The sequence below is a fragment of the Streptomyces sp. Edi4 genome, from assembly GCF_040253615.1.
In the GTDB taxonomy this organism is placed as follows: domain Bacteria; phylum Actinomycetota; class Actinomycetes; order Streptomycetales; family Streptomycetaceae; genus Streptomyces.
On sequence record NZ_JBEJGY010000004.1, the window covers coordinates 2,238,846 to 2,260,087 of the forward strand.

Genomic DNA, 21,242 nt, shown 5'->3' on the forward strand with positions numbered 1-21,242 from the left:
GCCCTCACGCGCGGGCCGTGGACGGTTGAGCGCGCAGTTCCCCGCGCCCCTTGGCGGGGCTTGCGCTGACCCGGACCGGCAACCGCAGCCTGTCATGGCCCCCTGGCCCTTACTTAAGGGTTCTTTCAAAATGATCTCTGTGTGTCACGTGGACCAACGGCGACGGAACCGCCTACCAGCGCAAGGAGAGCCACTGGGAGGCCGCCGGATACGTCCTCGCCCCCGGCAACACTCGCAAGCGCATCCGCCTCTACGGCACCACTCGCAAGGAGGCCTTGGCCAAGCTCATCGAGAAGATCGCCGCCAGCAACCGCGACCTCTCCATCCCGTCCGCTCAGGGCAGCCTAGAGGCGTACCTGACGTACTGGCTCGACGCTGTCGCTGTCTACCAGCTCCGCGAGAACACCCACACCCGCTACACCGCCGTCACCCGGCTCTACCTCATCCCTGGCCTGGGCAAGAAGAAGCTCGCCAAGCTCACTGCCAAGGACGTCCGCACCTGGCTCAACCGGCTCCGCACCACCTGCCAGTGCTGCACGCGCGGCCTCGACGTGGCCCGCGATCAGCCCCGCTGCTGCGCCGCCGGAAAGTGCTGCTCTAGACGGCTCCTGCCGCCGACCCTGGTCTACGTGCACTCCGTACTCAAGTCGGTCCTGGAGCACGCGGTGCGCGAAGAGGAGATCCCGCGCAACGTCGCCCGCAACGTCCGCACCGGCACACCCCGGGTCCGCCGCTTCGAACCCCTCACCACCGACGAAGCCCGCAAGTTCCTGGCCGCCGCGCGTGGACACCGGCTCCATGCCCTGTTCGAACTCGCTCTCCACACCGGACTCCGCAAGGGCGAACTTCTCGGCCTGCGCTGGGAGGACCTCGACCTCGACGCGGGCACCGCCGCCATCCGCCGCACCTTGCAGCGCACCAGCGCAGGCGGGCTCACCACACTGCCCACCAAGACGCGGGCCTCCGAACGCCGCATCGCCCTCCCCGCCAGCTGCGTCCAGTCGCTGAAGCACCATCACGAACAGCAGCAGCGCGAGCGCGAGGCAGCAGGCATCGCGTGGCAGCGCAGCGGGTACGTGTTCACCACGGTGCAGGGCGGACCGATCGACCCGACAAACCTCACCCGCGCCTTCACCACGCCCCTCCGTAAGGCCGGCTCCGCCGCATCCGCTTCCACGACCTCCGCCATTCGACTGCGACCCTGCTCCTGGAACAGGGCGCCGAACTCGTCGTGATCAAGGAACTCCTCGGCCACGCCCACATCGGCGTCACCGCCACCGTCTACGCCCACGTCAGGCTCCGACTCCAGCGCGACGCCATCGACACCCTCAGCACCACGCTCGTCAGCCGGGAGGCCAACGAGACGGCACGCTCCAACAGCGATGAACCGCCACCCTGCGCTGCCCTCGTCCGTTGACGTTGCCGTCAACTACTGCCGTCACCCCGCGCAGAAGCCCCGCCAGGACGCACCTGACGGGGCTTCGCTTTACTGGCGCGAACCTGTAAGGACTATTCGACTAGTGCCACCTCAAGGAGATATTCGCGGCCCAGATCCTCCACCAGCCGCCTCCGCGCGGATTTCACCACGCCGCGCGCCCACCAGGATTCCTCAGAGATTCTCGGGAATGCATCCGGCATTAGGAGTGTGCGGAATCTTGCGTCTACCGCTTCCACTTCTGCGCGAAGCAGCACAAACTCGGGAAATCTTTGCAGTTCCGCAGAATCCAGAGCTCGCGCCAGCGAATCCCTTGATGTCAGATCGTTGAAGTAGTCTTCGGCGTCACCACGATAGCCCTGCTCGCAACTTTCGACGAACGTGCTCCAGCGAGACAGAAGCGCCTCCGGCTCGACGTCACGCCACCGACCAGACTCTCTGACGAAGCTGGAGAACGCGTCACGGAAGTTCCCAGTATCTTGGTTCATCGAGCCGCCTCCCTCTGGAAGTACGCGAGCGGATCATCCGGCCGGAAATAGGTCGTGATGGTATTTCCGTCTCTCATTCCTATTCTTCCTTGGGAGTCCATTCGAATGATGACACCATCACTACTGACAGCTTCACGCGCGGCAGCAGGACAGCTACCGGGACACATCAGCGCCTGCGCGTCCGCGACGTATCTTTCAAACCCATCATCCGTATCACATTCCGGCATATCGGGCCTACGGGTGGGGTTTCCGGAATCATCGAGACCCAGGACATGCTTGTCGTATTTCTCGTCCGCAACACCAATCTTGAAGTCACAGTTGCTGTTGTGAACAAGGACCGGAGTCTTACCCGCCAGCACATAGTACGTGTGCTTCGCGATCTCTCTCCGCCTGCTTTTCGCAGGTCAGCGAAGTTTTGACGGTCCGTCGGTGTTCGTGGATGTGCGCTGAAGCCGCGCGCATGATCCTACTGCCATGCGCCGGGCTCGGCGCGGACGGTGCGGGTGGTCTGCTCGCACGACTGGTGCCCGGTCTGCGCGCAGTGTCCGGCGATCCAGCGCGTCAGTTCCCCGGGGCCAACGGCGACGGCGACGAACCGCCGCCCTGCGCCGCCGTCGTCCGCTGACGTTGCCGTCAACTACTGCCGTCAAGGACTCCGCCGGTGGAGTCACCGGTGGAGCTGTGCGATTGCAAACAATGGGCGTCACCACTTAGCGCCACGGATCTGCTGTCTGTCAGCACCCTCTATGGCGGAAGAACTGTCACACAGGTGCCACAGACCCATCTCGAAGGTCCACGCGCACTTCTGAGCTGTCCATCTGAGAAATCAACGCACTTTCGCTCTCCCAGCGCACATCGGTGACGACCTCTAGATTCACGCGCCAATCAATCTCGCCACTGCTGCACACAGCGAAGAGACCGACTTCGGCGAGAACGATTAACCTATCCAGGTGAGAAATGTACCTGAAGCTGTCGAATCTCGAATCGAGACCAATCTCGCGATCAATGGCCATGCTGGGTGAGATTCGATAGAGGTGCGAGTTGCAGCCAATCCAACGCACCCCGCCCCATTCGCTACCAAAGATCGTAGGGGACTCGAATTCTGAATCCATTTGAATCCCTACAGCTCGCCCCAGACTACCCTCCCCGGCATCCTCTGCCGACGAGAAGACGTACACGGGCCCCGAGCCGGATCCGCACTCGTTCGCAATTTCTAGGTGGGCGGATGATCCGGCACGCGCTTCTCCGGAACTCGACCAAACCGAGCACTCCATTGCACTGCTACCGAATGCGATCCTGAACATCGACACGACCACCACCTACTTCCGGTATCTCGAATTAGATCCGTACAACTGTCCGGTGATCAATCTGTTGCCGTCCCAGATCGTCTCCGTCTTGAGCATTCCATCAGGCCCCTTCAAGAGGCCCTCCCTCACAGTGCGCCCATTCTCCTGAACCCGCACCACAGAGTTGGGATTATTGAACACCTCATCAAGATGATCAGAGAATAGCGCACGCCCCGTGGCGTTATCCCCGATCCCAATCCGGTTCAACTGGCTGGCCATGTCGCCGCTTCGTTGAATGTTGTGAGCATTCCCGGTGGCATTCCCGAAGAAGTACTCCAATTTGGTGCCAATTTCAGGGCCGCAGTTTGCATTGTGAACCAATACCGGAGTCTCGCCCGCCAGCACATAGTACGTGTGCTATGCGACCCCTCTCTATCTGCGTATTCGCAGATCAGCGGCGGTTTCGGGTTCCGCTGGTGTCCGTGGTTGTGCGGGGGAATCCGTGGTTGTTGCCGTCGCTACTGCCGTCAGGGGTGCGGGAGTTGCGTCGTGCTGTTGCTGGCGCGGCTGCGACGCATGAGGACCTTACTGCCATGCGCCGGGTTCGGCCCGGAGAAGGGTGCGGGTGGTCTGCTCGTACAGTTCGTGGCCGGTGGTGGCGCAGTGTCCGGCGATCCAGCGGGTCAGCTCGTCCGAGGTGTGCAGGGTGCCGGATACGGCACCGCAGTTGTGTTCTTCGCCGGTGACGCAGACCGCTTCGTAGCCGGGCAGCGCCATGGGGTCAGGGACGGTGGTCACGTGGTACTCGCGGAATCGGTAGCGTCCTCGCGTGGCGCTATGGGACTGCACTTCAGCGTTCGCGGACTCAGGCATCCTCGGTCACCTCTTCCGGGTGGGGGAGGCGTTGCCCACGCGAGTCGGCGACCCTGAGCGCGTCGGAGAGGGCTTCGGTCAGCCGGCGGGCCAGCCAGCGGTATTCGGTCGCCGACAAGGTCTTCGCGTCAGGGGCCATGGCGTCTCGGGCGTATTCCAACAGGTCCTCGCCCATGCCCAGCTGTACGGCTTCGATACTGTCGGCAAGGTTGGCGAGATAGCCCTGACCGTCGGTGCTCAGGTAACAGGGATTCCCGCCCTGGGTGGTCCACGGCAGCAGGCGCGGCCCCTCTGCCATGGGGCCATGGGGCCGCTGTGTCGCTCGCTCGGCCATCCTGATTCCCTCTCCTCGGCTCGACTCGGGGCTACTGATCACCATCTCGCTGGCGTGGACCTTCGGGAGTAGCCAGCGTGTCTGCCTTGCTGTCTGCCAAGCTGGTTGGGTGCGGGAGACGGTCGGGGAACTGGTTAGGCGGCTGCGTCTGGCGCGTGGGTGGAGTCAGCGGCGGCTCGCCGAGGCGCTGGCTGAAGCTGCTCCTGGGCGCGTTCCTCCGACGCGAAATGACGTGTCACGCTGGGAGATTGGGGTGCGGTCCCCGCGCGAGTGGCTGCCGTTCCTCGCGCGGGTGCTTCAGGTTCCGCGCGAGATGCTGGAGGCGGCGAAGGCTGTTGCGCCTGTCGAGTCCGCGCCGTACGTACGGTCGGTGGCCGACTTCCTGCCCGAGAGCGACCCGCTGTCCCCACTGCGTGCCCGTACAGGCCGCCGGATCGGGGCCGGGCAGGTGACCGACCTGGCCCAGCGGGTCCACGGCCTGCGGCTGGCCGACGACGTAGTGTACGGCAGGGACCTGATCGGTCCCGCCCTGCGCGAGCTGCGGGCGGCGGTGAAGCTCTACCGCGAGGGTGTGCATACCGAAGAGGTCGGTCGCGAACTGCTGCGGGCGATTGGCGAGTTGGCACAAATTGCCGGGTGGGTGGCTTCCGACGCCGGGGAACATGCCGAGGCGGAGCGCATCTATCGACTCGGCATGAGCGCCGCGCAGGCTGCCGGGGACGGCGTGCTGTCCGGGAATGTGGCGGGCTCGCTGGCCTACCAGTGGAGTAACACCGGGCACACCTCCGACGCGGTCGGGCTGGCCCGCGCCGCACTGGAGGACGCCGGTCCGGATGCTCCGCCGAAGGCTCGCGCGCTGTACTGGGACCGCGTGGCCTGGGCGCATACCCGCGCCGGTCAGGACCGCCCGGCGATGACCGCCCTCGGAGAAGCGGCCGAGGCCCTGGCCGAGGAGTCGGCCGGCACCGAATCGCCGTCGTACCTGTACTGGATGGACGCCGGGGAATTGCAGGTCATGGAGGCCCGCGTCTATACCGAGCTGCACCGTCCGCTGCGCGCCGTACCGCTGCTGACGAATGTGCTCGGACGCTACGACGCCAGCCACGCACGGGAGTTGGCGCTGTACCTCTCGTGGCTGGCCGTGGCATACGCCGACGCCAACGAGCCCGAGGCCGCCGCCGAGACGACGAGCCGCATGCTCACCCTGGGGCAGAGCGGCAGCGAACGGACTGCAGAGCGCACGCGGGTCGTGCTGGCCCGCCTGCGGGCGTTTCGCGACGTGCCCGAAGTCGCCGAACTGCTGGCGTCCTAACCACTCTTGATGCACCTCGGCCGATGGACACTGCCCATCGGCCGTCGCCGATGCCTCCGGCAGAAAGTCGGCCTGAGCGGGAGGGGTCCCTCGTCGGTCGGGCAGCTTCGCCGTGCCAGGGTTCTCCGGGGGCCGCCAAGGCTCACACCGTGACGCGTGCGCTCGGCCTTGGCGGCCCCCGGGGGTTCCTGGTACGCCTTCGGTGACCGGGCGGCGAGGGACCCCTCCCGCGACCCACGACCCCACACCACGACGAAGCCGCACCCGACATACTCGCCCCGGCCCCCTCGGAGAGAGGGCCGGGGTCTGGGGCAGGGCCCCGGAAAGGTTCGCTGTGCTGGCTGTTGCGCGCCCGGACCGGCGGGGCCGTCGCCTGCGGGGCGGAGACAGGAGCGGGCGGCGGCCCCGCAGGGCCGGATCGCGCGCGGCCCGCGTGAGCGGGCCGCCTTGATCAAGTAAAGAAACTCTGAACAGCTCACCCGCTGGTCAAGCTGCCCGGCCGATGGTCAGGGTCGCTGCTGCCGGCGCTTCTTCGATTCGGCCAGTGCGGTCTTCAGCTTCTCGCTCGGCGACACGTCCGGCTCGGCGTCGTCGTCATGGAGGGGTGGCAGGAACAGGCCGCGCCGGCTCTTCTCTCGCTTGACCTTGCGGCGCTCGCTGAAGAGTCGCTGATGCTCCTCCCGAACCACGTCCCATCGCCGGTCTAGCTCCGCTTCCCGTGCCAGCAGCTCCTCATCGCTGAGGTCGGCGAACTCGGTGGCGGCTGCGCGTGCCTCGCGGGCGATCTCATCGCGCAGCAGGTAGTTCGTGATCGGTCCGTGGTACTTGATCAAGTAAAGAAACTCTGAACAGCTCACCCGCTGGTCAAGCTGCCCGGCCGATGGTCAGGGTCGCTGCTGCCGGCGCTTCTTCGATTCGGCCAGTGCGGTCTTCAGCTTCTCGCTCGGCGACACGTCCGGCTCGGCGTCGTCGTCATGGAGGGGTGGCAGGAACAGGCCGCGCCGGCTCTTCTCTCGCTTGACCTTGCGGCGCTCGCTGAAGAGTCGCTGATGCTCCTCCCGAACCACGTCCCATCGCCGGTCTAGCTCCGCTTCCCGTGCCAGCAGCTCCTCATCGCTGAGGTCGGCGAACTCGGTGGCGGCTGCGCGTGCCTCGCGGGCGATCTCATCGCGCAGCAGGTAGTTCGTGATCGGTCCGTGGTACTTGCCCGGCTCCGGTTCCTGGCGCACGAAAACACCGCGCCCCTTGACCGCGTACACCAGCCCCGCCTGCTTGAGACTTCGATAGGCATTCTGCGCGGTGGAGTTGGCGACTTTGAACCGCTCTTGGATCTCCCGGGCGGGAGGGAGCTGGGAGCCCGGAGGGTAGGTGCCTTCCAGGATCTCTCGGCGGAGGATGTCGGCGACCTGGGCGTACGGCGGTCGGACGTCTTCGTTGCGGATGACGTCGACCGGCCAGTCCGGCCCCTCGGTGTCGGCGTCCTCGTGCTCGCCATCGGTCTCTTCGGCGCTCCTGCCGACGGAAGTGCTGACGTAGCTGCCCCGGCCGAGCTGGGAGTAGACCAAGCCTTCTTGCTTGAGCACGCGCAGGGCGTTCTGGACGGTGGAGCTGGAGACCCCGAACCGATCGCGCAGCACGTTGGCCGAGGGCAGACGCTCGCCGGGGCGGTACTCGCCGTTCAAGATCGCGTCCCGCAGCGCCTCGGCGGCCTGGAGGTATGGCGGCCGGGAGTCCTCGTCCAAGGGCAGGGTCATGCCCCCACGGTATCGCCAGCAAGCCGTAGCGCTACAGGCACATCCCCGGGTTCCCAACCTGACCACCTACCAACCTGATCGAAGTCACAACCTAATCGACCTTGCAAGTTGAGCGATCATCTCCCTATGCTTCACGTCGAGCCGATCAAGCGGCTCCATCGAACGAGGATGTGATGGCATGGCCATGACTCGAATCCGTGTTGCCCTGCTGCCGTCGGCGGTGTGCATCGCGGGCACCGACCCGACGCTGAAGATCAAGGACCAGCAGACCGGGGAGGTCGCCACCGACCGGGAGACCGGTGCATCGCTGTACACGGTGACCGTGATGCTCATGGAGGGCGGCCGGGCCGAGGTCCTGAAGATCACGGTCCCGGAGACGGGCCTGGCCGCCGGCCTCAAGCCGGGGGCGATGGTGCGGCCGGTGGAACTGTTCGCGACCCCGTGGGCGCGGATCTTCAACGGGCAGCTCTCCGACGGCGTCGCCTACCGCGCCGCCCGCCTGGAGCTGGTCACGGTGGAGGCGGCCCAGTGATCTGCTTCGAAAGCCCTGCACTGGAGCGGGAGTTGTACCCGCTCCGGCCCCTGTCGGGGACCGAGGGCAAGGCCACGTTCGGCGTCTCGTCTGCGGTGCTCGATCTGCTCGGCCTGAGCCCGGAGCAGGCGGCCCGCCTGGACCTGGGTCACGTGCTCTGCCTGATACGCAAAGAGGGGGCCTGACATGGAACCCATCACGGGATACGCGTCGTATGCGCTGCCGATCGCTACTGCGCTGGTCGGTGTGTGGCTGCTGTGGACGGTGGTGCGCTATGTGCGTGCCGACCGGGGCACGCGGGTGAGCATGCGGCAGGCCGTGCGGGTGCGGTGGGGCTGGGTGCGGCTCGCGCGGATGGCCGGGCTGACGGTCACCGACAAGACGCCTGGACTGCTCGCGCAGATCACCGCGTCCAAGGACGGTCCTGCCCCGGCGCCTCGGGTGCTGACGCCTCGGATCAAGGTGACGCCGGACCGGTTCGGCGTGGTCGTCCGGGCTCGGACGCTGCCGCAGGTCGGGCTGGAGGAGTATCAGAAGTCGGCGCGGTTCCTGGCGGACGCCTGGCGGTGCACGCGGGTGTCCGTCCTGCCGGACGGCCCCGGCAAGGTGGTGATCCGGGGCGTGCGCTCAGATCCGCTGACCACGCCGACCGCACACCGGCCCACCGGCTGGCCGCCCACGGACCTGACGCGCTGGGAGCTGGGCGTGGACGAGTACGCCGCCCAGGTGTGCGTGTCCTTGGCCAACGTGCCCGGCGTGACCGTGGCCGGCACCCCCGGCGCGGGCAAGACCTCGACCGTCAACAAGTTCGTCTGCGACTTCGCACCCTCGCCGGCCGTGCAGATCGCGACGGCGGACGGCAAGGTGTCACGCGCCTCCGAGGGTGACTACGCCGACCTCGTCAAGCGAATGTTCGCGTTCTGCGGTGACGACCTCGACGAAGCCAACGCACTGTTCAAGCGGCTGGTGAAGCTGCGTCGACGCCGGTCCTCGACCATCCGTGACGTACTGGGCGTGAAGAACATGTGGCACGTCGGCCCCTCACCGCAGTGGCCGCTCACGGTCCTGATCATCGACGAGGCGCACACGTTCTTCCGCGAGTACAAGGGCAGCGACGCCGAGACGAAACGTTTGGCCGCGCTGACGGCGGAGAACGCCCGGCTGGTGGAGGACCTGGTCAAGAAGGGCCGCAGCGTCGGCATTCTGGTGATCCTGATCAGCCAGAAGACCACCGGTGACGCTCTCCCGACCTTCATCCGTGACGTGTGCCCCATCGGGCTGTCCTTCGCGCAGAAGACTGTGGAAGCCGCGGTGGCGGCGCTGGGTGACGACATCCGCAACTGGCCCGACGCCAGCCCGGTGACCTTGCAGGACCCCGCCTACGTCGGCGTCGCGGTGATGGCGATGCAGGGCCGCCCCGGCTACACCCGCATCCGCACCCCCTACGTCTCCGACGCCGACGCGGCCCGCGTCGCCGAGGACACCTCGGATCTGACCGCCGATCCCGCCCTGTGCCTGGACGCCCTCCTCGACTCGACCGGCCGGACATTCCCCGACGACGAAGGACCGGACGGCGCTCCCGTCCCGCTCACCAAGTAGACCAAACCACCCACGCCAGAAAGGAGGTTGAGGATATGGCGGAGGAGCGGTTTACCCGGCGCACCGTGACCGCGGTCATGGTGGTCATCGCGGCTCTGGCCTTCGTCTTCTCCTTCGGCAACGTCTGGGCACTCGCCCTGCGGCTCGGCGTCCCCCACCCGATCGCCCCACTGATCGCCCCCATGGTGGACCTGTCCGTCGTCGGCCTCCTGGTCGCGCTGCGGTTCCTCGCCCTGCGCGGCGTCCCCAAGGCAGAGCTGAAGGCTGGTACCCGGCTGCTGCACCTGTGCGGCCTGCTCACCCTCGCCCTGAACACCGCCGAACCACTGCTGACCGGACGCTACGGACGGGCCTGCCTGGACACCGTCGCCCCGCTCCTGCTGCTCGGCTGGGGCCACGTCGGCCCCGCCTTCCTCACCCAGTTCCACACCCTCATCCGCCCCACCCCGCACCTGGAGGCAGCCGCCCCCATCTCTGAACCGGTGCCCGACGAAGCACCCGTACCCGAGCCCCCGACGCCCGCCCCGGCTCCGGCCGCCGCTCTGCCCGTCGCCGTCGCCAAGACGACTCGGCCCGCCTCCGGCCCGGCCCTGCCTGCCGCCCTGCTGGACGCGGCCCGGCGCATCGCGGACACCCACCGCGCCGAGTACGGAACGCCCATCACCGCCGCCCACCTGGGCACGCGCATGGGCGTCGCCCTGCCGGTGGCCACCGCCGCCCTCGCTCAGCTCTGAGCTCTGGCCCTCACCGGCCGCATCCCCCTCGCTGAACCCACGCCCGCCCCAGGGCCTGGTTCGCCATGCCCCGAGCACCAACACGCCCACAGCTTCGGCTGGTTGCTGCTCGGGGCCCCCACCCGAACAGAAGGGACACGCCTCGAATGGTCACCCTGGACCTGCGCCACGTGGCAAGCCCCGCCGTGCGGGACCTGCTCCACCTTGTCAATCACCCCGACTTCGACCGCGCACAGCAGCAGATCGAACGCCTCGGCGGCTGCACCGAACCCGTCCGCCTGACCGGCCACAGCACCACCGTCGACACCACGACCGGCGAGGTACTGCGTACTTACGTCTCTTCCGAGGAGCCCACGGGCAGTCTGCTCACCGCGTGCGGCAACCGCCGCGCTTCCCGCTGCCCGGCCTGCTCGCGCCTGTATGCCGCCGACACCTATCACCTCATCCGCGCCGGCCTGTCCGGCGGCAAGACCGTGCCTGACACCGTCCGCACCCACCCCAGGGTCTTCGCCACTCTCACCCCGCCGTCCTTCGGCCCCGTCCACAACCGCCTCACCACCCCCGGCGGCGACATCCGGCCCTGCCGCTGCCGCAAGCTCCACGGCCCTACGGATGCTCTGATCGGGACGCCGCTGAACCCGGCGACGTACGACTACAAGGGCGCGGTTCTGTTCAACGCCCACGCCTCCGCGCTGTGGGCCCGCTTCACCACCTACCTGCGCCGCGAGATCGCCGCCGGGCTCGGCATGACCCAGAAAGCCACCCACGCGGTCCTGCGGGTGTCCTTCGCCAAGGTCGCCGAGTACCAGCAGCGCGGCCTGGTCCACTTCCACGCCGTCATCCGACTCGACGGCCCGGACGGCAACAGCCAGCCCCCACCGCCGGACGCCACCGTCGCCGTACTCACCGACGCCGTCCGCGCCGCCGCCGCGCGAGTCCGCGTCACGGTCGAGTCGGACGCGGTCGGGGAACGCAAACTCGGCTGGGGCGAACAGCTCGACGTACGCGAGATCACTGCCTTCGGCACCGACGCCGAATTCACCGACCAGGCCGTGGCCGCCTACGTGGCCAAGTACGCCACCAAGTCCGCCGATGCCTCCGGCGCCCTCGACCGCGCCCTGTTCTGCCGCCCCTGCCAGGGACGCGGCGCCACCCTCCTGCCCCACGGGACCCCACTCCCGTGTACCGCCTGCGGCGGCACCGGGCAGGCCCGCCCGCTGCCCCGCCTGGCCGTCGCCCGGCACGTGCGGCAGATGATCCGCACCTGCTGGGAGCTGGGCAGGCTGCCGGAATTCGCCGACCTCAAGCTCCGGAAGTGGGCTCACATGCTCGGCTTCCGGGGCCACTTCTCCACCAAGTCCCGCAGCTACTCCACCACCTTGGGCGCGCTGCGCGACGTCCGCCGTGCCTGGCGCACCGAACAGGCCCGCATCCGCGCCGGCCTGCCCGACCTCGCCCCGACCACCACGCTCGTCGTCGGCCACTGGGACTACCTCGGCTCGGGCTATAGCCCCGGCGCCGCACTCCTCGCCGCCCACGTCCGGCACCGCAGAGCACAGGAACGGCAGTTCGTGGCAGAGGGCGGCTGCTGATGACTACGTACCCACCTACGGCGCTTCGCCAAGAACCGGACCCGTCACGGGAGTTGCTGACAGTCCCCCAGGTCATGGCCCGCCTTCAGCTCGGCCGCTCCGCCGTCTACGACCTCCTCCGCTCCGGCCAGCTCGCCTCGATCACCCTCGGCCGCGCCCGCCGCATCCCCACCCACGCCCTCACCGACTTCATCCGCACCCGCCTCGAACAGGAAGCCGCCTGATGACCACAGCCCGCCCCGCATCGTCCCGCCGCTCCCGCACCCGTGCGAACGGAGACGGGACCGTCTACCAGCGCAAGGACAGCCGCTGGGAAGCCGCCGGATACGTACTGGCCCCCGGCAACACCCGCAAGCGCATCCGCGTCTACGGCACCACCCGCAAGGAAGCCCTCGCCAAGCTCACCGAGAAGCTCGCCAACAGCAACCGCGGCCTCCCCGCCCCCTCCGCGCAGGGCGGCCTGGCCGCATACCTGACGTACTGGCTTCAAAACGTCGCAGTCCACCAGCTCCGCGAGAACACCCACACCCGCTACACCGCCGTCGCCCGGCTCTACCTCATCCCCGGACTGGGCAAGAAGAAGCTCGCAAAGCTCACCGCCAAGGACGTCCGCACCTGGCTCAACCGCCTCCGCACCACCTGCCAGTGCTGCACCCGCGGCCTCGACACCGCCCGCGACCAACCCCGCTGCTGCACTGTCGGAAAGTGCTGCTCCAAGCGGCTCTCGCCGCTGACCCTGGCCTATGTGCACTCCGTGCTCAAGTCCGCCCTGGAGCACGCGGTACGCGAGGAGGAGATCCCGCGCAACGTCGCCCGCAACGTCCGCACCGGAACGCCTCGGCCCCGCCGCTTTGAACCCCTCACTGCTGAAGAAGCCCGCCAGTTCCTTGCCGTCGCGCGCGGACACCGGCTGCACGCCCTGTTCGAACTCGCTCTCCACACCGGGCTCCGCAAGGGCGAACTCCTCGGCCTGCGCTGGGAAGACCTCGACCTGGCCGGCGGAACCGCCAGTATCCGCCGCACCCTCCAACGCACCAACTCCAGCGGCCTGACCACCCTCCCCACGAAGACCCAGAGCTCGGAGCGGCGGATCGCGCTGGCCACCGAGTGTCTGCACTCCCTCGAACAGCACCACGAACGGCAGCGTCAGGAAGGCGAAGCGTCGGGGACCGGTTGGAAGGCGAGCGGCTATGTCTTCACCCGTCCCGACGGCTCCCCGATCGAGGGCGCCACCCTCACCCGGCACTTCAACACCCTGCTCCGCCGCGCCAGGCTGCGCCGCATCCGTTTCCATGATCTCCGGCACTCGGCGGCGACCCTCCTCCTGGAGCAGGGCGTCGAACTCGTCGTGATCAAGGAACTGTTGGGGCACGCCCACATCGGCGTCACCGCGTCGGTGTACGCCCATGTCCGACTCCGCCTCCAGCGCGATGCCATCGACCTCCTCGGCAACGCCCTCCGCAACCCCACCGCCGGGCGGGAGGACGGCGACGAACCGCCTCACTGGGCAGCGCCCGTCCGCTGACGTTGCCGTCAACTACTGCCGTCAGACACCGCAGAGGCTCCACCGGAACATTATTCCGGTGGAGCCTCTGCGGTTACCGCTGGTCGTTATCGACGGGGAATCCTCCCAGCTGGGCGGCCAAACTTCGCGTCAGAGATCAGTTTCCCATTCAGGGAGGTGAGAAATTCACCGACTCGATCTGCAACCGCTCCGCCAATGGCTGACCATTGATAGACCTCGCTATTTCTTCGAGACCATCGAAATTCCGCCGCTTGCAAGGGAGAACATTCGCGCAAAAGCCTTTCGGACATCCGGGTCACGATCAAGCCGCTCCAACGACTCGAACCTTGCCGGGTCAATATCGATCGTGGCGATTCCGCCAGCCCCCTTGCCGTCTACGGCCGAGAACAACACGAGACACCGGTATGCCCATACAGCCCCACCTCGCTCCTCTCGCATGAGCGACTGGAGGACGACAGAACCATCCCTGACCTGGCTGCGGAGCGCGTCTACCGAGGACCACCTAGTCGCCCAGCCTCGCCCCTCCGCCTCCAACTGGATCGCGAGAAGCGTTTCGAAGCTGATCTGGCAAATACGAAAGTCGGGGTCGGTCGAACGGATCAGAGGCATCAGACATTACTCCGGGTCGTAGACGTCAACGCGTATCGGCGTATCGGGGTCAATGCGCCCGTCCCTGACTCTTGTTTGAAGTTCATCCCAGCGGTGATGCCCTCCCAGGATCGTGCCGTCACGCGAGACGAGAATTCCGTCTCCCTCGCCAGGGTTGTTGATTCCATCCAGGAGTTCTTCATTGCTCAGTTCCTCGTGATACCACTGCGATGCCGGATCCCGAGTCTTCTGCCCCTCGGTATATTTACCGAGATCACCAGCCTTCTCGGTCGTCGTCGTGATTCCGCATCCAGTGTTGTGCACCAGCACTGGCGTATTTCCGGCGAGTACATAGTACGTGTGGAGGTCGTCAACGGTGAGATTGTAGGTGCGGGCGTGCTGGGTGAATGCGCGGTTGGCCCGGATGGTTACGGATTTTCCGCTCTCCGTGCGGAGCGTCATGCCGGGCTTGAGGTGGTATGCGCTGACCCAGTTCTTCTCCGAGGGGCTCCAGAATGGGTGCTCGTATGTTGCCGTGAGCTTCTCGGTGCCTGCACCGGTTTGGATGGTCAGCTCGTTGAAGTGCTTGTCGTCCTCGGTGATGATGAGGCGGACTACTTTTCGGGCTCCTGTTTCACCGGTGAGGGGGTCCGTGGCGACAACCTGGTCGCCTTCCCTGACGTCCTCGATCTTCTTGGTCGAGGAGTCCGCCATGAGCACCTTGGTGCCGGCCAGGAAGCACTGGGTGCATCCGGGTTTCGCTCCGCTGGATATCTTTCCTTCCGGTGGGGTTTCCCCTCCCCATAGCTTCCCCGTGCCCCTGCTTGCTCCGCGGTTGAGGGCGCCGTTTCCACCTGCGAGCATTCCAGCCATGGCGGCGGCGGCGAGGGTGTCCTTGAAGGTGACGCCCATGATCTTGGGGCAGCGGAGCGATCCGCAGAGGATGTACACCATCTGCTGGAGCTGGAAGCGGCCCACCCTGGCCACGTCTTCATCGTCGCCGTAGATCCAGCGGGTGAGGCAGGAGTCGGGCGACGGTGAGCAGAGCTGGTGGATCATCTTGTTGAGTTTTTTGCCGAACTCGTCCTTCTTCTTCCATTCCTTGGGCGCCCGGACCCCGGGATACACCGTGTCCATGGTGGTGTTCTGGACGTCGTCGTCGTAGCTGTCGTTGTCGCAGTTGGTGCACCCCCACGACTTGTCGTTGAGCGGCTTGGCGCTGCCGCGGGAGCCGTTGTTGCCGAGTTGGATGCCACCGCCGCACTCGTCAGGGGTCTCGCAGCCCATCAGGCCACTGGGATCGCTGGAATTGACGGGGTCGTTGCCCGAATAGGTGTAACCGCCCATCTGGTTGGCGTCGCCGGCTTCCAGGACCGGGTCGACACTGAGGAACCGGCCGAGGGCGGGGTCGTATTGGCGGGCGCCGAGAAGGTCGAGGCCGCTGGTGGTGTCGGTGGGCTGACCCAGGTAGGCGCGGTTGTCGACCCACTTGGCGGACTGTGGTCCGCGAGGGGTGCCGTAGGGGTCGAAGGCGCGGCGAGTGATGGCAAGGCTGCTCGCGTCCACCTGGAGCTGTGCGGTGTGCTGGGGGTTGGCCGCCTGGTAGGTCAGGGTCCCGCTGGAGGAGCGGGTGATACGGGTGCCGTCGGGGTTGTCGTAGTAGCGGGTGCCCGAGACGGTGTTGGTTGCTTTGGCGAGCGTGAGTTGTTCCGCCCCGCCGAAGAGGTAGAGGACGTTGGTGTCGCTACTTTTCTGGATGAGCAGGGCGCCGTCCGCGTCGTAGACGTAACTCGAGGTCTGGACTGCCCCGCCCGGCTGAGGAGTGGTGACGGTCTCTGTTCGGCCGTAGGGGTTGTAGGTGAGGAGCTGGCTGGCGGTGCTGGCTGTGCCTGTCTTGGTGTCGCGGCCGGTGGTGCTGCCGGCTGCGTCATAATGCGGCGTGAGTGTGGTGGTGCCGCTCGGGCCGCTCGTGGTGGTGCTTGTGAGGGTGTTTGGCTGGGGTGCTGGACCGGTGCCGTTGCCCGGGTAGATGCTGTTCTGCGTGGTGTTCTTCAGCGGGTTGCCGCTGGTGTCGTGCTGGACCTGCTGGGTGCGGTCACCGAGCAGGTTGTAGGTGAAGGACTGCCAGTACGGGGCGGGTCCGCCGAGGGTGGCGGCGGTTGGGGTGCTGCTGTTGCAGCGGGAGAGCTGACCGGTGGTCGGGGCGGCGATGCCCTTGGTGTCCGTCCAGGCTTCGGCAAGTTGGTTCTGTCCGTCGTAGGTGAAGCACTGGGTGTCGGTGGCGGTGATGGTTCCGCCGGTGGACTGGGCCGTGCTCGTGGTGGTGAGGTTTCCGGTCTGGTCGTAGCCGTAGGTGGTGGCGTCGATGGGGTTGGTGCTGTTGGTCTGCAGGCTCACGGTGTTGGTGGCCAGGCGGCCAGTGGCCTGGTCGTAGGTCTGCGCCGTGCGGAGCTGCTTGCCGTAGACGCCGTAGGTGGACTGCCTGACCTGTCCGAGCGGTGTGTAGAGGGCCTTGTCCAGGTAGGGCGTGGTGTCAGAGCCGCCTTCGACCACGAGGCCCTGGAGGTCGTAGCCATAGCCGACAGTTTCGTCGGGCAGCCCGGCGTCCGGGCCGTACACCGAGGTTGCCAGCAGCCCCACGGTCGGGGTGTAGGTGTTGCCGACGGTGTAGGTGTTGGCGAGCTTTCCCTCCGTGGACGGGATCACTACGGAGGTGCCGGTGGGCTGGTAGGCGGTGTTGTAACCGTTGATCTGCTTGACGTAAGCACTGCCGTTACGCCCGCCCGCGTATCGTGTCGAGGAGGTCACGTAGCCCTTGGCGAGCGTGTCGTAAGTCCAGGCGGCGAGTTGCTTGGCCGGGTCGGTGGTGACCGTGCCGTCGTATTCGCCGGTCTTGCGGTGCAACCCGTCGTAGGTGTACGAGAGGGTCTGGCCCCGGCTGTCGGTGCTCTGGATCTGGTTGCCCAGCTGGTCGTAGGCATAGGTGCTGGTGCCGGCGTCCGGGTCGGACTGGCTGGTTTTCTGGCCCAGGAGGTTGTAGCCGTAGGTCCAGGTGTTGCCGACGGTGTCGCTGATGGAGGCGACCTGCCCAGCAGGGGTGTAGGTGTAGCTGGTGGTGACATCGGCGGCTGTGGCCTGGCCTGTGGTGCCGGTACTCCAGATGCTCGTATTGGAGCTGTTGTAGATCTGGACGCTGGCGTCGTCACGAACAAGCGCGTAGGCACCTGTTGCACCGCCCGCGCCGGTGCCGGACGACCAGAGCACCGTGCCGGCGACGCTGGTGACCACGAGGTTGCCGTCGGGGCGGACGGTGGCGTTGGCGCCGGGGTTTCCGGCCGTGTTCGAGGCCCACAGGGTCTTGCTGTTGGCGATGCCTGTCAGGACCAGGTTGCCGTCGGCCTGCATGGCGAGTCGGACGCTGTTGGAGGCGATGGTGCTTCCGGAGGCGATGGTGGTGCCTGGGGGAAGCCTGCGGTCCGGGGTGGTGTCCTTCGACTGCGTGGCGGTCTGCTGCCCGAGCCCGTTGGTGAGGGTGACCGTGGATTGGCCGCCGTCGGGCGGGGTGGTTTCGGTGCGGTCGAAGCCGGGGTGGGCGACGGTGGACTTCCACAACTTCACCGCTCGGGACCACAGTTCAGTGACTGCGGGGCGGCCCTGGCCGTCGTAGCCGGTGAGGGTTTGGTTCGGAACGGTGTTCTCGTACTCCACCCACATGGTGGTGGACGGGGCAGTGGTGGGCTCCGAGTACGGGGCGATGGTGGAGACGGCCCAGCCATGGCTGTCGTAGCGCGTGGAGGAGATCAGGCGCCCAGAGGAGTCGTCGGCGGTCGTCTTCTGCACCTGGCGCTCATGCAGCATCCCGTCGTAGAAGGCAACAGCGGTGCTGTACGTGCCATCTTCACGCAGCGACTGGGTGGTGATGGTCGAGGGGCTGGGGCTGTCTCCGGCGCTGCGGACGGTGTAGGTGAACTTGTAGTCGGGTGTCTGGGTGGCCTTGTTCCGGCCCGGCTTCCATACCTGTGTGCGGCGGCCCAGGCTGTCGTAGGTCGTGTCGGTGATACGGCCGTTGACGTCCACGGTATGGGTGGTGAGGCCACGCGCCGGAGCCATGGTGGCGGTCGACGTCCAGTTGAACGGCTGCGGAGACACCGTGGTGACCTGGGTGGGAAGCGTTGCCGTGGCCGGCGTATAGGTGGTGCTGGTGACCTGCCCAGCGGCATCGACAGCCTTGGTCACGCGCCCGTAGCCGTCATAGCTGATCGCGCCGGCGGTCTGGAAGACAGGAGCGCCGCTGTCGTCGTAGGACTTCAGAGTCTGGGTTCCGGTGATGTAGCCCAGCGAGTGCGTCTTGCCGTCCGAGGACCACGTCTGTCCGAGCTTCCCCGTCGTTCCCAGGGTGGTGATGCTGCCGTCGCCGTCGTAGAAGAGCCGCTTGTAGTTGAGGGTCGTCCTGCTGTCCGGCACGGTGTCGCACGGCCCGGCTACCGCGATCGTCTCGCTCGGGTAGGTGAGCATCATCGGGTTACTCGGTGGGGCGTCGGCGTAGTTGGTGGTGGTGCAGGTCTGTTGTTTCGGATCGGCGACATCGCCCTGGCTGTCCACCTGGTGGACGCGTCCGAGGGAGTCGTATCCGGTGACCTTCTTGCCTGTGCGCCATGTCCCGTCGGCCAGGCGCCCCAGTCCCCGCTGGGTGTCGGAGATCGTGCGCCGTGCGGTGAGGTCGGGCAGCGTGGACAGCTTGGCCGGGGCGGGGTCCTTCGAGGTCCAGGCCGTGCGTGGCTGGTTGAGCGTGGTCGACGCGTCGAAGGGTCCGTTGATGACCCTGGAGGTGACGATGCCGTTGGCGTTCGCGTAGGTCTCGGTCTGCAGTGCGGTGCCGGCCAGCCAGTTGCTGTCCGTGATGTGCTCGTTGAGCGCGTTCGTGACAGTGACGGTGCGCTGCGTTCCGTCGGCTTTGTAGTCGCCGTCCATGCCCTGCAGGTAGGTGGAGACGGTTTTGGTGATGGGGTCGGGGGCCGCACCGGTGGTGGTGGTCACGGTGCGGTAGCCGCGGAACTCTCTCCAGTCGCGGTACTGGTCGTCCGTGCTGTCGGAATCGTCTCGGTGCCACGCCGCGCCGTCGGAGTAGGTGTAGCTGCTGACCTGGGCCGGTGATCCGGCCTTGGTCAGGTCGCTGGTGACGACCTGGGCGACGAGTGTCTTGTGGAACCAGTCGGCGATCGGTGTCGCCGCTCCTGCCGGGGTCCAGTGCACGCCGTAGCACGCCATGGTGTTGTTGTCCGGCGAGGACGGCATGGTGTGGTTGACGCGCGAGCATTCGGGATCGCGGTATGTGACGGCTATGGAGGAGCCGGCTTCCGTGCGGATGCTGGAGATGCGCGGGTGGTATAGGGGCGGAGCCCCGGGCTCCAGGCCGTCGACCCGGTTGTCCATCTCGACGCCGGTGAACGTGACGGGGTCCAGAGCGACCGGGTCGCTGCTGCCTGCGCTGGTGTCCAGACCGGTGTGCTGGATGGAGGACAGCCACATGATCGACTGGAGTTGCCCGGCGTTCCCCTTGTCACCGGTCTTGCCGGTGACGGGGTCGATGACCCCGCCGGCGTCGGAGAAGAGGTGAGTCAGGGTGTAGGAGTCGACATCGTGGAAGCCGTCGTCCGTCTTGATCTGCGTGGTGATGTTCTTCAGCCGGTAGGTGGACCAGAACGTCGGGGACCCGACGAGACAGACGTCGTCGCCCTCGCCTGATGTCTTGTACGTCGAGGGGCAGTTGGTGTCGTAGGGGACATCGGGCCAGTTGGTCGCCGTGGACTTCGAGAGGTTCCCGTACGTGCAGACGCTGTCCGACGTCACGCACCGCTGGGCAGTGTTGAAGATGACCCGCGCCGCCGGGTCTTTGCCGGCCACCGCATCGCTCAGGGTGAAGCCGTAGGAGATGCGGGTGGGATAGCCGCCGCGGACGTACTGCGTCAGCGTGCCACCGCCGCCCGTGGCCGCTACTTGGCCGTGTCCCATGTTGTAGTAGTTGGATTCGGTCGCGTAGTCGAAGCGCTGGACATTACCGTGCGGATCGACGACGAAGTCGAGGTTGAAGCGGTAGCCGACCGGCTTGTCGCACTGCGACTTGTTGCCCTTGGCGGCGTCGTAACAGGGGTCGCCCGACTTCGGATGGTAGATCGGCGCGCCCCACGCGCTGTTCGTGGCACCATCCGCCGTGGTTCCCGGCGCGTGGTTCGCGCCGAGGTAGTAGGCCGTGCCGTCCGGCGTGGTGACCTTGAAGTACTCGCCGCCCCACAAGCCGTTCGCTGCCCCCGTCAGCCGCTCGATCTTGGTGCCGTCGTCCGACTGGAGGCGGTAGGTGCCATCGCTCGCACGGACCAACTGCCCCGTGCGGGAGCCGAGCGACAGCGTGGCGTTGAAGTCACTCCAGCACAGGTCCCCGGAGTCCTTGATGCCGTCGTACTTGCACCCCTTATAGGTGCGCTCGATGGAGCCAGGCGCGTACGACCACCCGTCCCCGAGCCATGAGGACTGGGAGTTGCGTGCCGACGTCTTGCCGTCGATGGCCTGCGAGTCGTACGAGAGCGAGACGGCCGGGCTGCCGCCGCCCAGCGCAGGCGGCAGCGCAATGGGGTAGCTGTAGGTGAAGGCGCCAGACGCGGTCTGCGTCCACGAACCCGATGCCGAGAGGCTGGTTGCGGTGTAGTCGCCCTGGGACCCACCGGTGTCGGCAACTGCGGCGACCGCCATCGACATAGGGGTTAGCGCAGGGGTGAAGCCGGGGGCAGTAGACGGCCGGGGCCGTGAAGACCGGCGCACAAAGTCGGTGGCAGGAAGGGTGACCGTGGTCGTCAGTTTGTGCTCCGCCGCATCGTTGGCCGAAGGCAGCGGAGTCCGAATTCTACATTCCGCTTTTTGCGGAGAACTTAGCGAGCAGCCGGGGAGAGCAATCAGGTGCAGACGCGACGCCCATCCGCCGCCATATGCCTGTGCAATTGATCCGTAGTCGAGTGCGATCTTGATCCGGCCGGTATCGCTCTTGCCGTCCGTTCGGGCCAATCCCACCAGCAGACCATCAACGCCGGTACTGGCGGCCTGTAGGTGACTCGCTGTCTTAATGTCCATTGATGTCGGCTCATCGGACGGGGCCTCGCCTCCCCTCGCACCCCCGCTGGTTGCGGCACCGGGGTAGA

General features: G+C 66.7%; 17 protein-coding genes and 1 pseudogene. 10 read left to right on the forward strand and 8 right to left on the reverse strand.

Going from position 1 to position 21,242, the window contains the following annotated elements; translation table 11 throughout:
* The first annotated feature begins 137 nt into the window (after window positions 1-137).
* Window positions 138-1,417, forward strand: a pseudogene (locus ABR738_RS12145) (tyrosine-type recombinase/integrase).
* 92 nt (window positions 1,418-1,509) lie between these two features.
* Here ABR738_RS12145 and ABR738_RS12150 read toward each other — a convergent pair.
* Together ABR738_RS12150 and ABR738_RS12155 are read right to left on the reverse strand one after the other, a co-directional pair.
* A complete protein-coding gene (locus ABR738_RS12150; RefSeq protein WP_350229982.1) occupies window positions 1,510-1,923 on the reverse strand; it encodes a hypothetical protein in 414 nt (137 codons plus the stop codon).
* Complete coding sequence (locus ABR738_RS12155) at window positions 1,920-2,282, reverse strand: hypothetical protein (protein ID WP_350229983.1); 363 nt, start codon at window positions 2,280-2,282, stop codon at window positions 1,920-1,922. Before ABR738_RS12155 ends, ABR738_RS12150 begins: the two co-directional genes overlap by 4 nt.
* Window positions 2,283-2,383: 101 nt before the next feature.
* Here ABR738_RS12155 and ABR738_RS12160 point away from each other — a divergent pair, with 101 nt between their 5' ends.
* Window positions 2,384-2,548 carry a hypothetical protein gene (locus ABR738_RS12160; RefSeq protein WP_350229984.1) on the forward strand — a complete coding sequence of 55 codons (165 nt, stop codon included), beginning with the start codon at window positions 2,384-2,386 and terminating at the stop codon, window positions 2,546-2,548.
* Between the two features lie 136 nt (window positions 2,549-2,684).
* Here the strand turns inward: ABR738_RS12160 and ABR738_RS12165 are convergent, their stop codons facing one another.
* The 3 genes from ABR738_RS12165 to ABR738_RS12175 form a co-directional block, all read right to left on the reverse strand.
* Window positions 2,685-2,936 carry a hypothetical protein gene (locus ABR738_RS12165; RefSeq protein WP_350229985.1) on the reverse strand — a complete coding sequence of 84 codons (252 nt, stop codon included), beginning with the start codon at window positions 2,934-2,936 and terminating at the stop codon, window positions 2,685-2,687.
* An 858-nt stretch (window positions 2,937-3,794) separates the two neighbouring features.
* Entirely contained in the window at window positions 3,795-4,082 is a 288-nt protein-coding gene (locus tag ABR738_RS12170) for a DUF7848 domain-containing protein (RefSeq protein ID WP_502964073.1), read from the reverse strand.
* Entirely contained in the window at window positions 4,075-4,380 is a 306-nt protein-coding gene (locus tag ABR738_RS12175) for a hypothetical protein (RefSeq protein ID WP_350229987.1), read from the reverse strand. Before ABR738_RS12175 ends, ABR738_RS12170 begins: the two co-directional genes overlap by 8 nt.
* 145 nt (window positions 4,381-4,525) lie before the next feature.
* Here ABR738_RS12175 and ABR738_RS12180 point away from each other — a divergent pair, with 145 nt between their 5' ends.
* A complete protein-coding gene (locus ABR738_RS12180) occupies window positions 4,526-5,728 on the forward strand; it encodes an NsdA family TPR-like regulatory protein (protein WP_350229988.1) in 1,203 nt (400 codons plus the stop codon).
* A gap of 506 nt (window positions 5,729-6,234) precedes the next feature.
* Here ABR738_RS12180 and ABR738_RS12185 read toward each other — a convergent pair.
* Together ABR738_RS12185 and ABR738_RS12190 are read right to left on the reverse strand one after the other, a co-directional pair.
* The gene (locus ABR738_RS12185; RefSeq protein WP_350229989.1) at window positions 6,235-6,561 is read right to left on the reverse strand and encodes a hypothetical protein; all 327 of its coding nucleotides are present in this window, start codon (window positions 6,559-6,561) and stop codon (window positions 6,235-6,237) included.
* Between the two features lie 51 nt (window positions 6,562-6,612).
* A complete protein-coding gene (locus ABR738_RS12190) occupies window positions 6,613-7,482 on the reverse strand; it encodes a GntR family transcriptional regulator (protein WP_350229990.1) in 870 nt (289 codons plus the stop codon).
* Between the two features lie 178 nt (window positions 7,483-7,660).
* On the opposite strand from ABR738_RS12190, the gene ABR738_RS12195 reads away from it, so the two are divergent.
* The 7 genes from ABR738_RS12195 (at window position 7,661) to ABR738_RS12225 (ending at window position 13,464) form a co-directional block, all read left to right on the forward strand.
* On the forward strand, window positions 7,661-8,014 hold the full coding sequence (locus ABR738_RS12195) for an SCO3933 family regulatory protein (protein ID WP_350229991.1): 354 nt from the start codon (window positions 7,661-7,663) through the stop codon (window positions 8,012-8,014).
* Window positions 8,011-8,199: a hypothetical protein gene (locus ABR738_RS12200; protein ID WP_350229992.1), complete on the forward strand. Its 189-nt coding sequence runs from the start codon at window positions 8,011-8,013 to the stop codon at window positions 8,197-8,199. Before ABR738_RS12195 ends, ABR738_RS12200 begins: the two co-directional genes overlap by 4 nt.
* A 1-nt stretch (window position 8,200) precedes the next feature.
* Window positions 8,201-9,613 carry a cell division protein FtsK gene (locus ABR738_RS12205; RefSeq protein WP_350229993.1) on the forward strand — a complete coding sequence of 471 codons (1,413 nt, stop codon included), beginning with the start codon at window positions 8,201-8,203 and terminating at the stop codon, window positions 9,611-9,613.
* Between the two features lie 35 nt (window positions 9,614-9,648).
* A complete protein-coding gene (locus tag ABR738_RS12210) occupies window positions 9,649-10,347 on the forward strand; it encodes a DUF2637 domain-containing protein (RefSeq protein WP_350229994.1) in 699 nt (232 codons plus the stop codon).
* A 146-nt stretch (window positions 10,348-10,493) separates the two neighbouring features.
* Window positions 10,494-11,939 (forward strand): replication initiator, encoded by a 1,446-nt coding sequence (locus ABR738_RS12215; RefSeq protein ID WP_350229995.1) that lies wholly within the window; start codon window positions 10,494-10,496, stop codon window positions 11,937-11,939.
* Entirely contained in the window at window positions 11,939-12,163 is a 225-nt protein-coding gene (locus ABR738_RS12220; RefSeq protein ID WP_350229996.1) for a helix-turn-helix domain-containing protein, read from the forward strand. Before ABR738_RS12215 ends, ABR738_RS12220 begins: the two co-directional genes overlap by 1 nt.
* A complete protein-coding gene (locus ABR738_RS12225) occupies window positions 12,163-13,464 on the forward strand; it encodes a tyrosine-type recombinase/integrase (RefSeq protein WP_350229997.1) in 1,302 nt (433 codons plus the stop codon). Before ABR738_RS12220 ends, ABR738_RS12225 begins: the two co-directional genes overlap by 1 nt.
* Window positions 13,465-14,079: 615 nt before the next feature.
* Here ABR738_RS12225 and ABR738_RS12230 read toward each other — a convergent pair.
* Window positions 14,080-20,805 (reverse strand): polymorphic toxin-type HINT domain-containing protein, encoded by a 6,726-nt coding sequence (locus ABR738_RS12230; protein ID WP_350229998.1) that lies wholly within the window; start codon window positions 20,803-20,805, stop codon window positions 14,080-14,082.
* Between the last annotated feature and the right edge of the window lie 437 nt (window positions 20,806-21,242).

Excerpts from the sequence above, each read along its gene's own strand:
- ABR738_RS12230 (WP_350229998.1), bottom strand. The coding sequence starts at position 20,805 with ATGTCGATGGCGGTCGCCGCAGTTGCCGACACCGGTGGGTCCCAGGGC.
- ABR738_RS12160 (WP_350229984.1), top strand. The coding sequence starts at position 2,384 with ATGATCCTACTGCCATGCGCCGGGCTCGGCGCGGACGGTGCGGGTGGT.
- ABR738_RS12150 (WP_350229982.1), bottom strand. The coding sequence starts at position 1,923 with ATGAACCAAGATACTGGGAACTTCCGTGACGCGTTCTCCAGCTTCGTC.
- ABR738_RS12190 (WP_350229990.1), bottom strand. The coding sequence starts at position 7,482 with ATGACCCTGCCCTTGGACGAGGACTCCCGGCCGCCATACCTCCAGGCC.
- ABR738_RS12170 (WP_502964073.1), bottom strand. The coding sequence starts at position 4,082 with ATGCCTGAGTCCGCGAACGCTGAAGTGCAGTCCCATAGCGCCACGCGA.
- ABR738_RS12220 (WP_350229996.1), top strand. The coding sequence starts at position 11,939 with ATGACTACGTACCCACCTACGGCGCTTCGCCAAGAACCGGACCCGTCA.
- ABR738_RS12225 (WP_350229997.1), top strand. The coding sequence starts at position 12,163 with ATGACCACAGCCCGCCCCGCATCGTCCCGCCGCTCCCGCACCCGTGCG.
- ABR738_RS12175 (WP_350229987.1), bottom strand. The coding sequence starts at position 4,380 with ATGGCAGAGGGGCCGCGCCTGCTGCCGTGGACCACCCAGGGCGGGAAT.
- ABR738_RS12205 (WP_350229993.1), top strand. The coding sequence starts at position 8,201 with ATGGAACCCATCACGGGATACGCGTCGTATGCGCTGCCGATCGCTACT.
- ABR738_RS12215 (WP_350229995.1), top strand. The coding sequence starts at position 10,494 with ATGGTCACCCTGGACCTGCGCCACGTGGCAAGCCCCGCCGTGCGGGAC.
- ABR738_RS12195 (WP_350229991.1), top strand. The coding sequence starts at position 7,661 with ATGGCCATGACTCGAATCCGTGTTGCCCTGCTGCCGTCGGCGGTGTGC.
- ABR738_RS12165 (WP_350229985.1), bottom strand. The coding sequence starts at position 2,936 with ATGGCCATTGATCGCGAGATTGGTCTCGATTCGAGATTCGACAGCTTC.
- ABR738_RS12210 (WP_350229994.1), top strand. The coding sequence starts at position 9,649 with ATGGCGGAGGAGCGGTTTACCCGGCGCACCGTGACCGCGGTCATGGTG.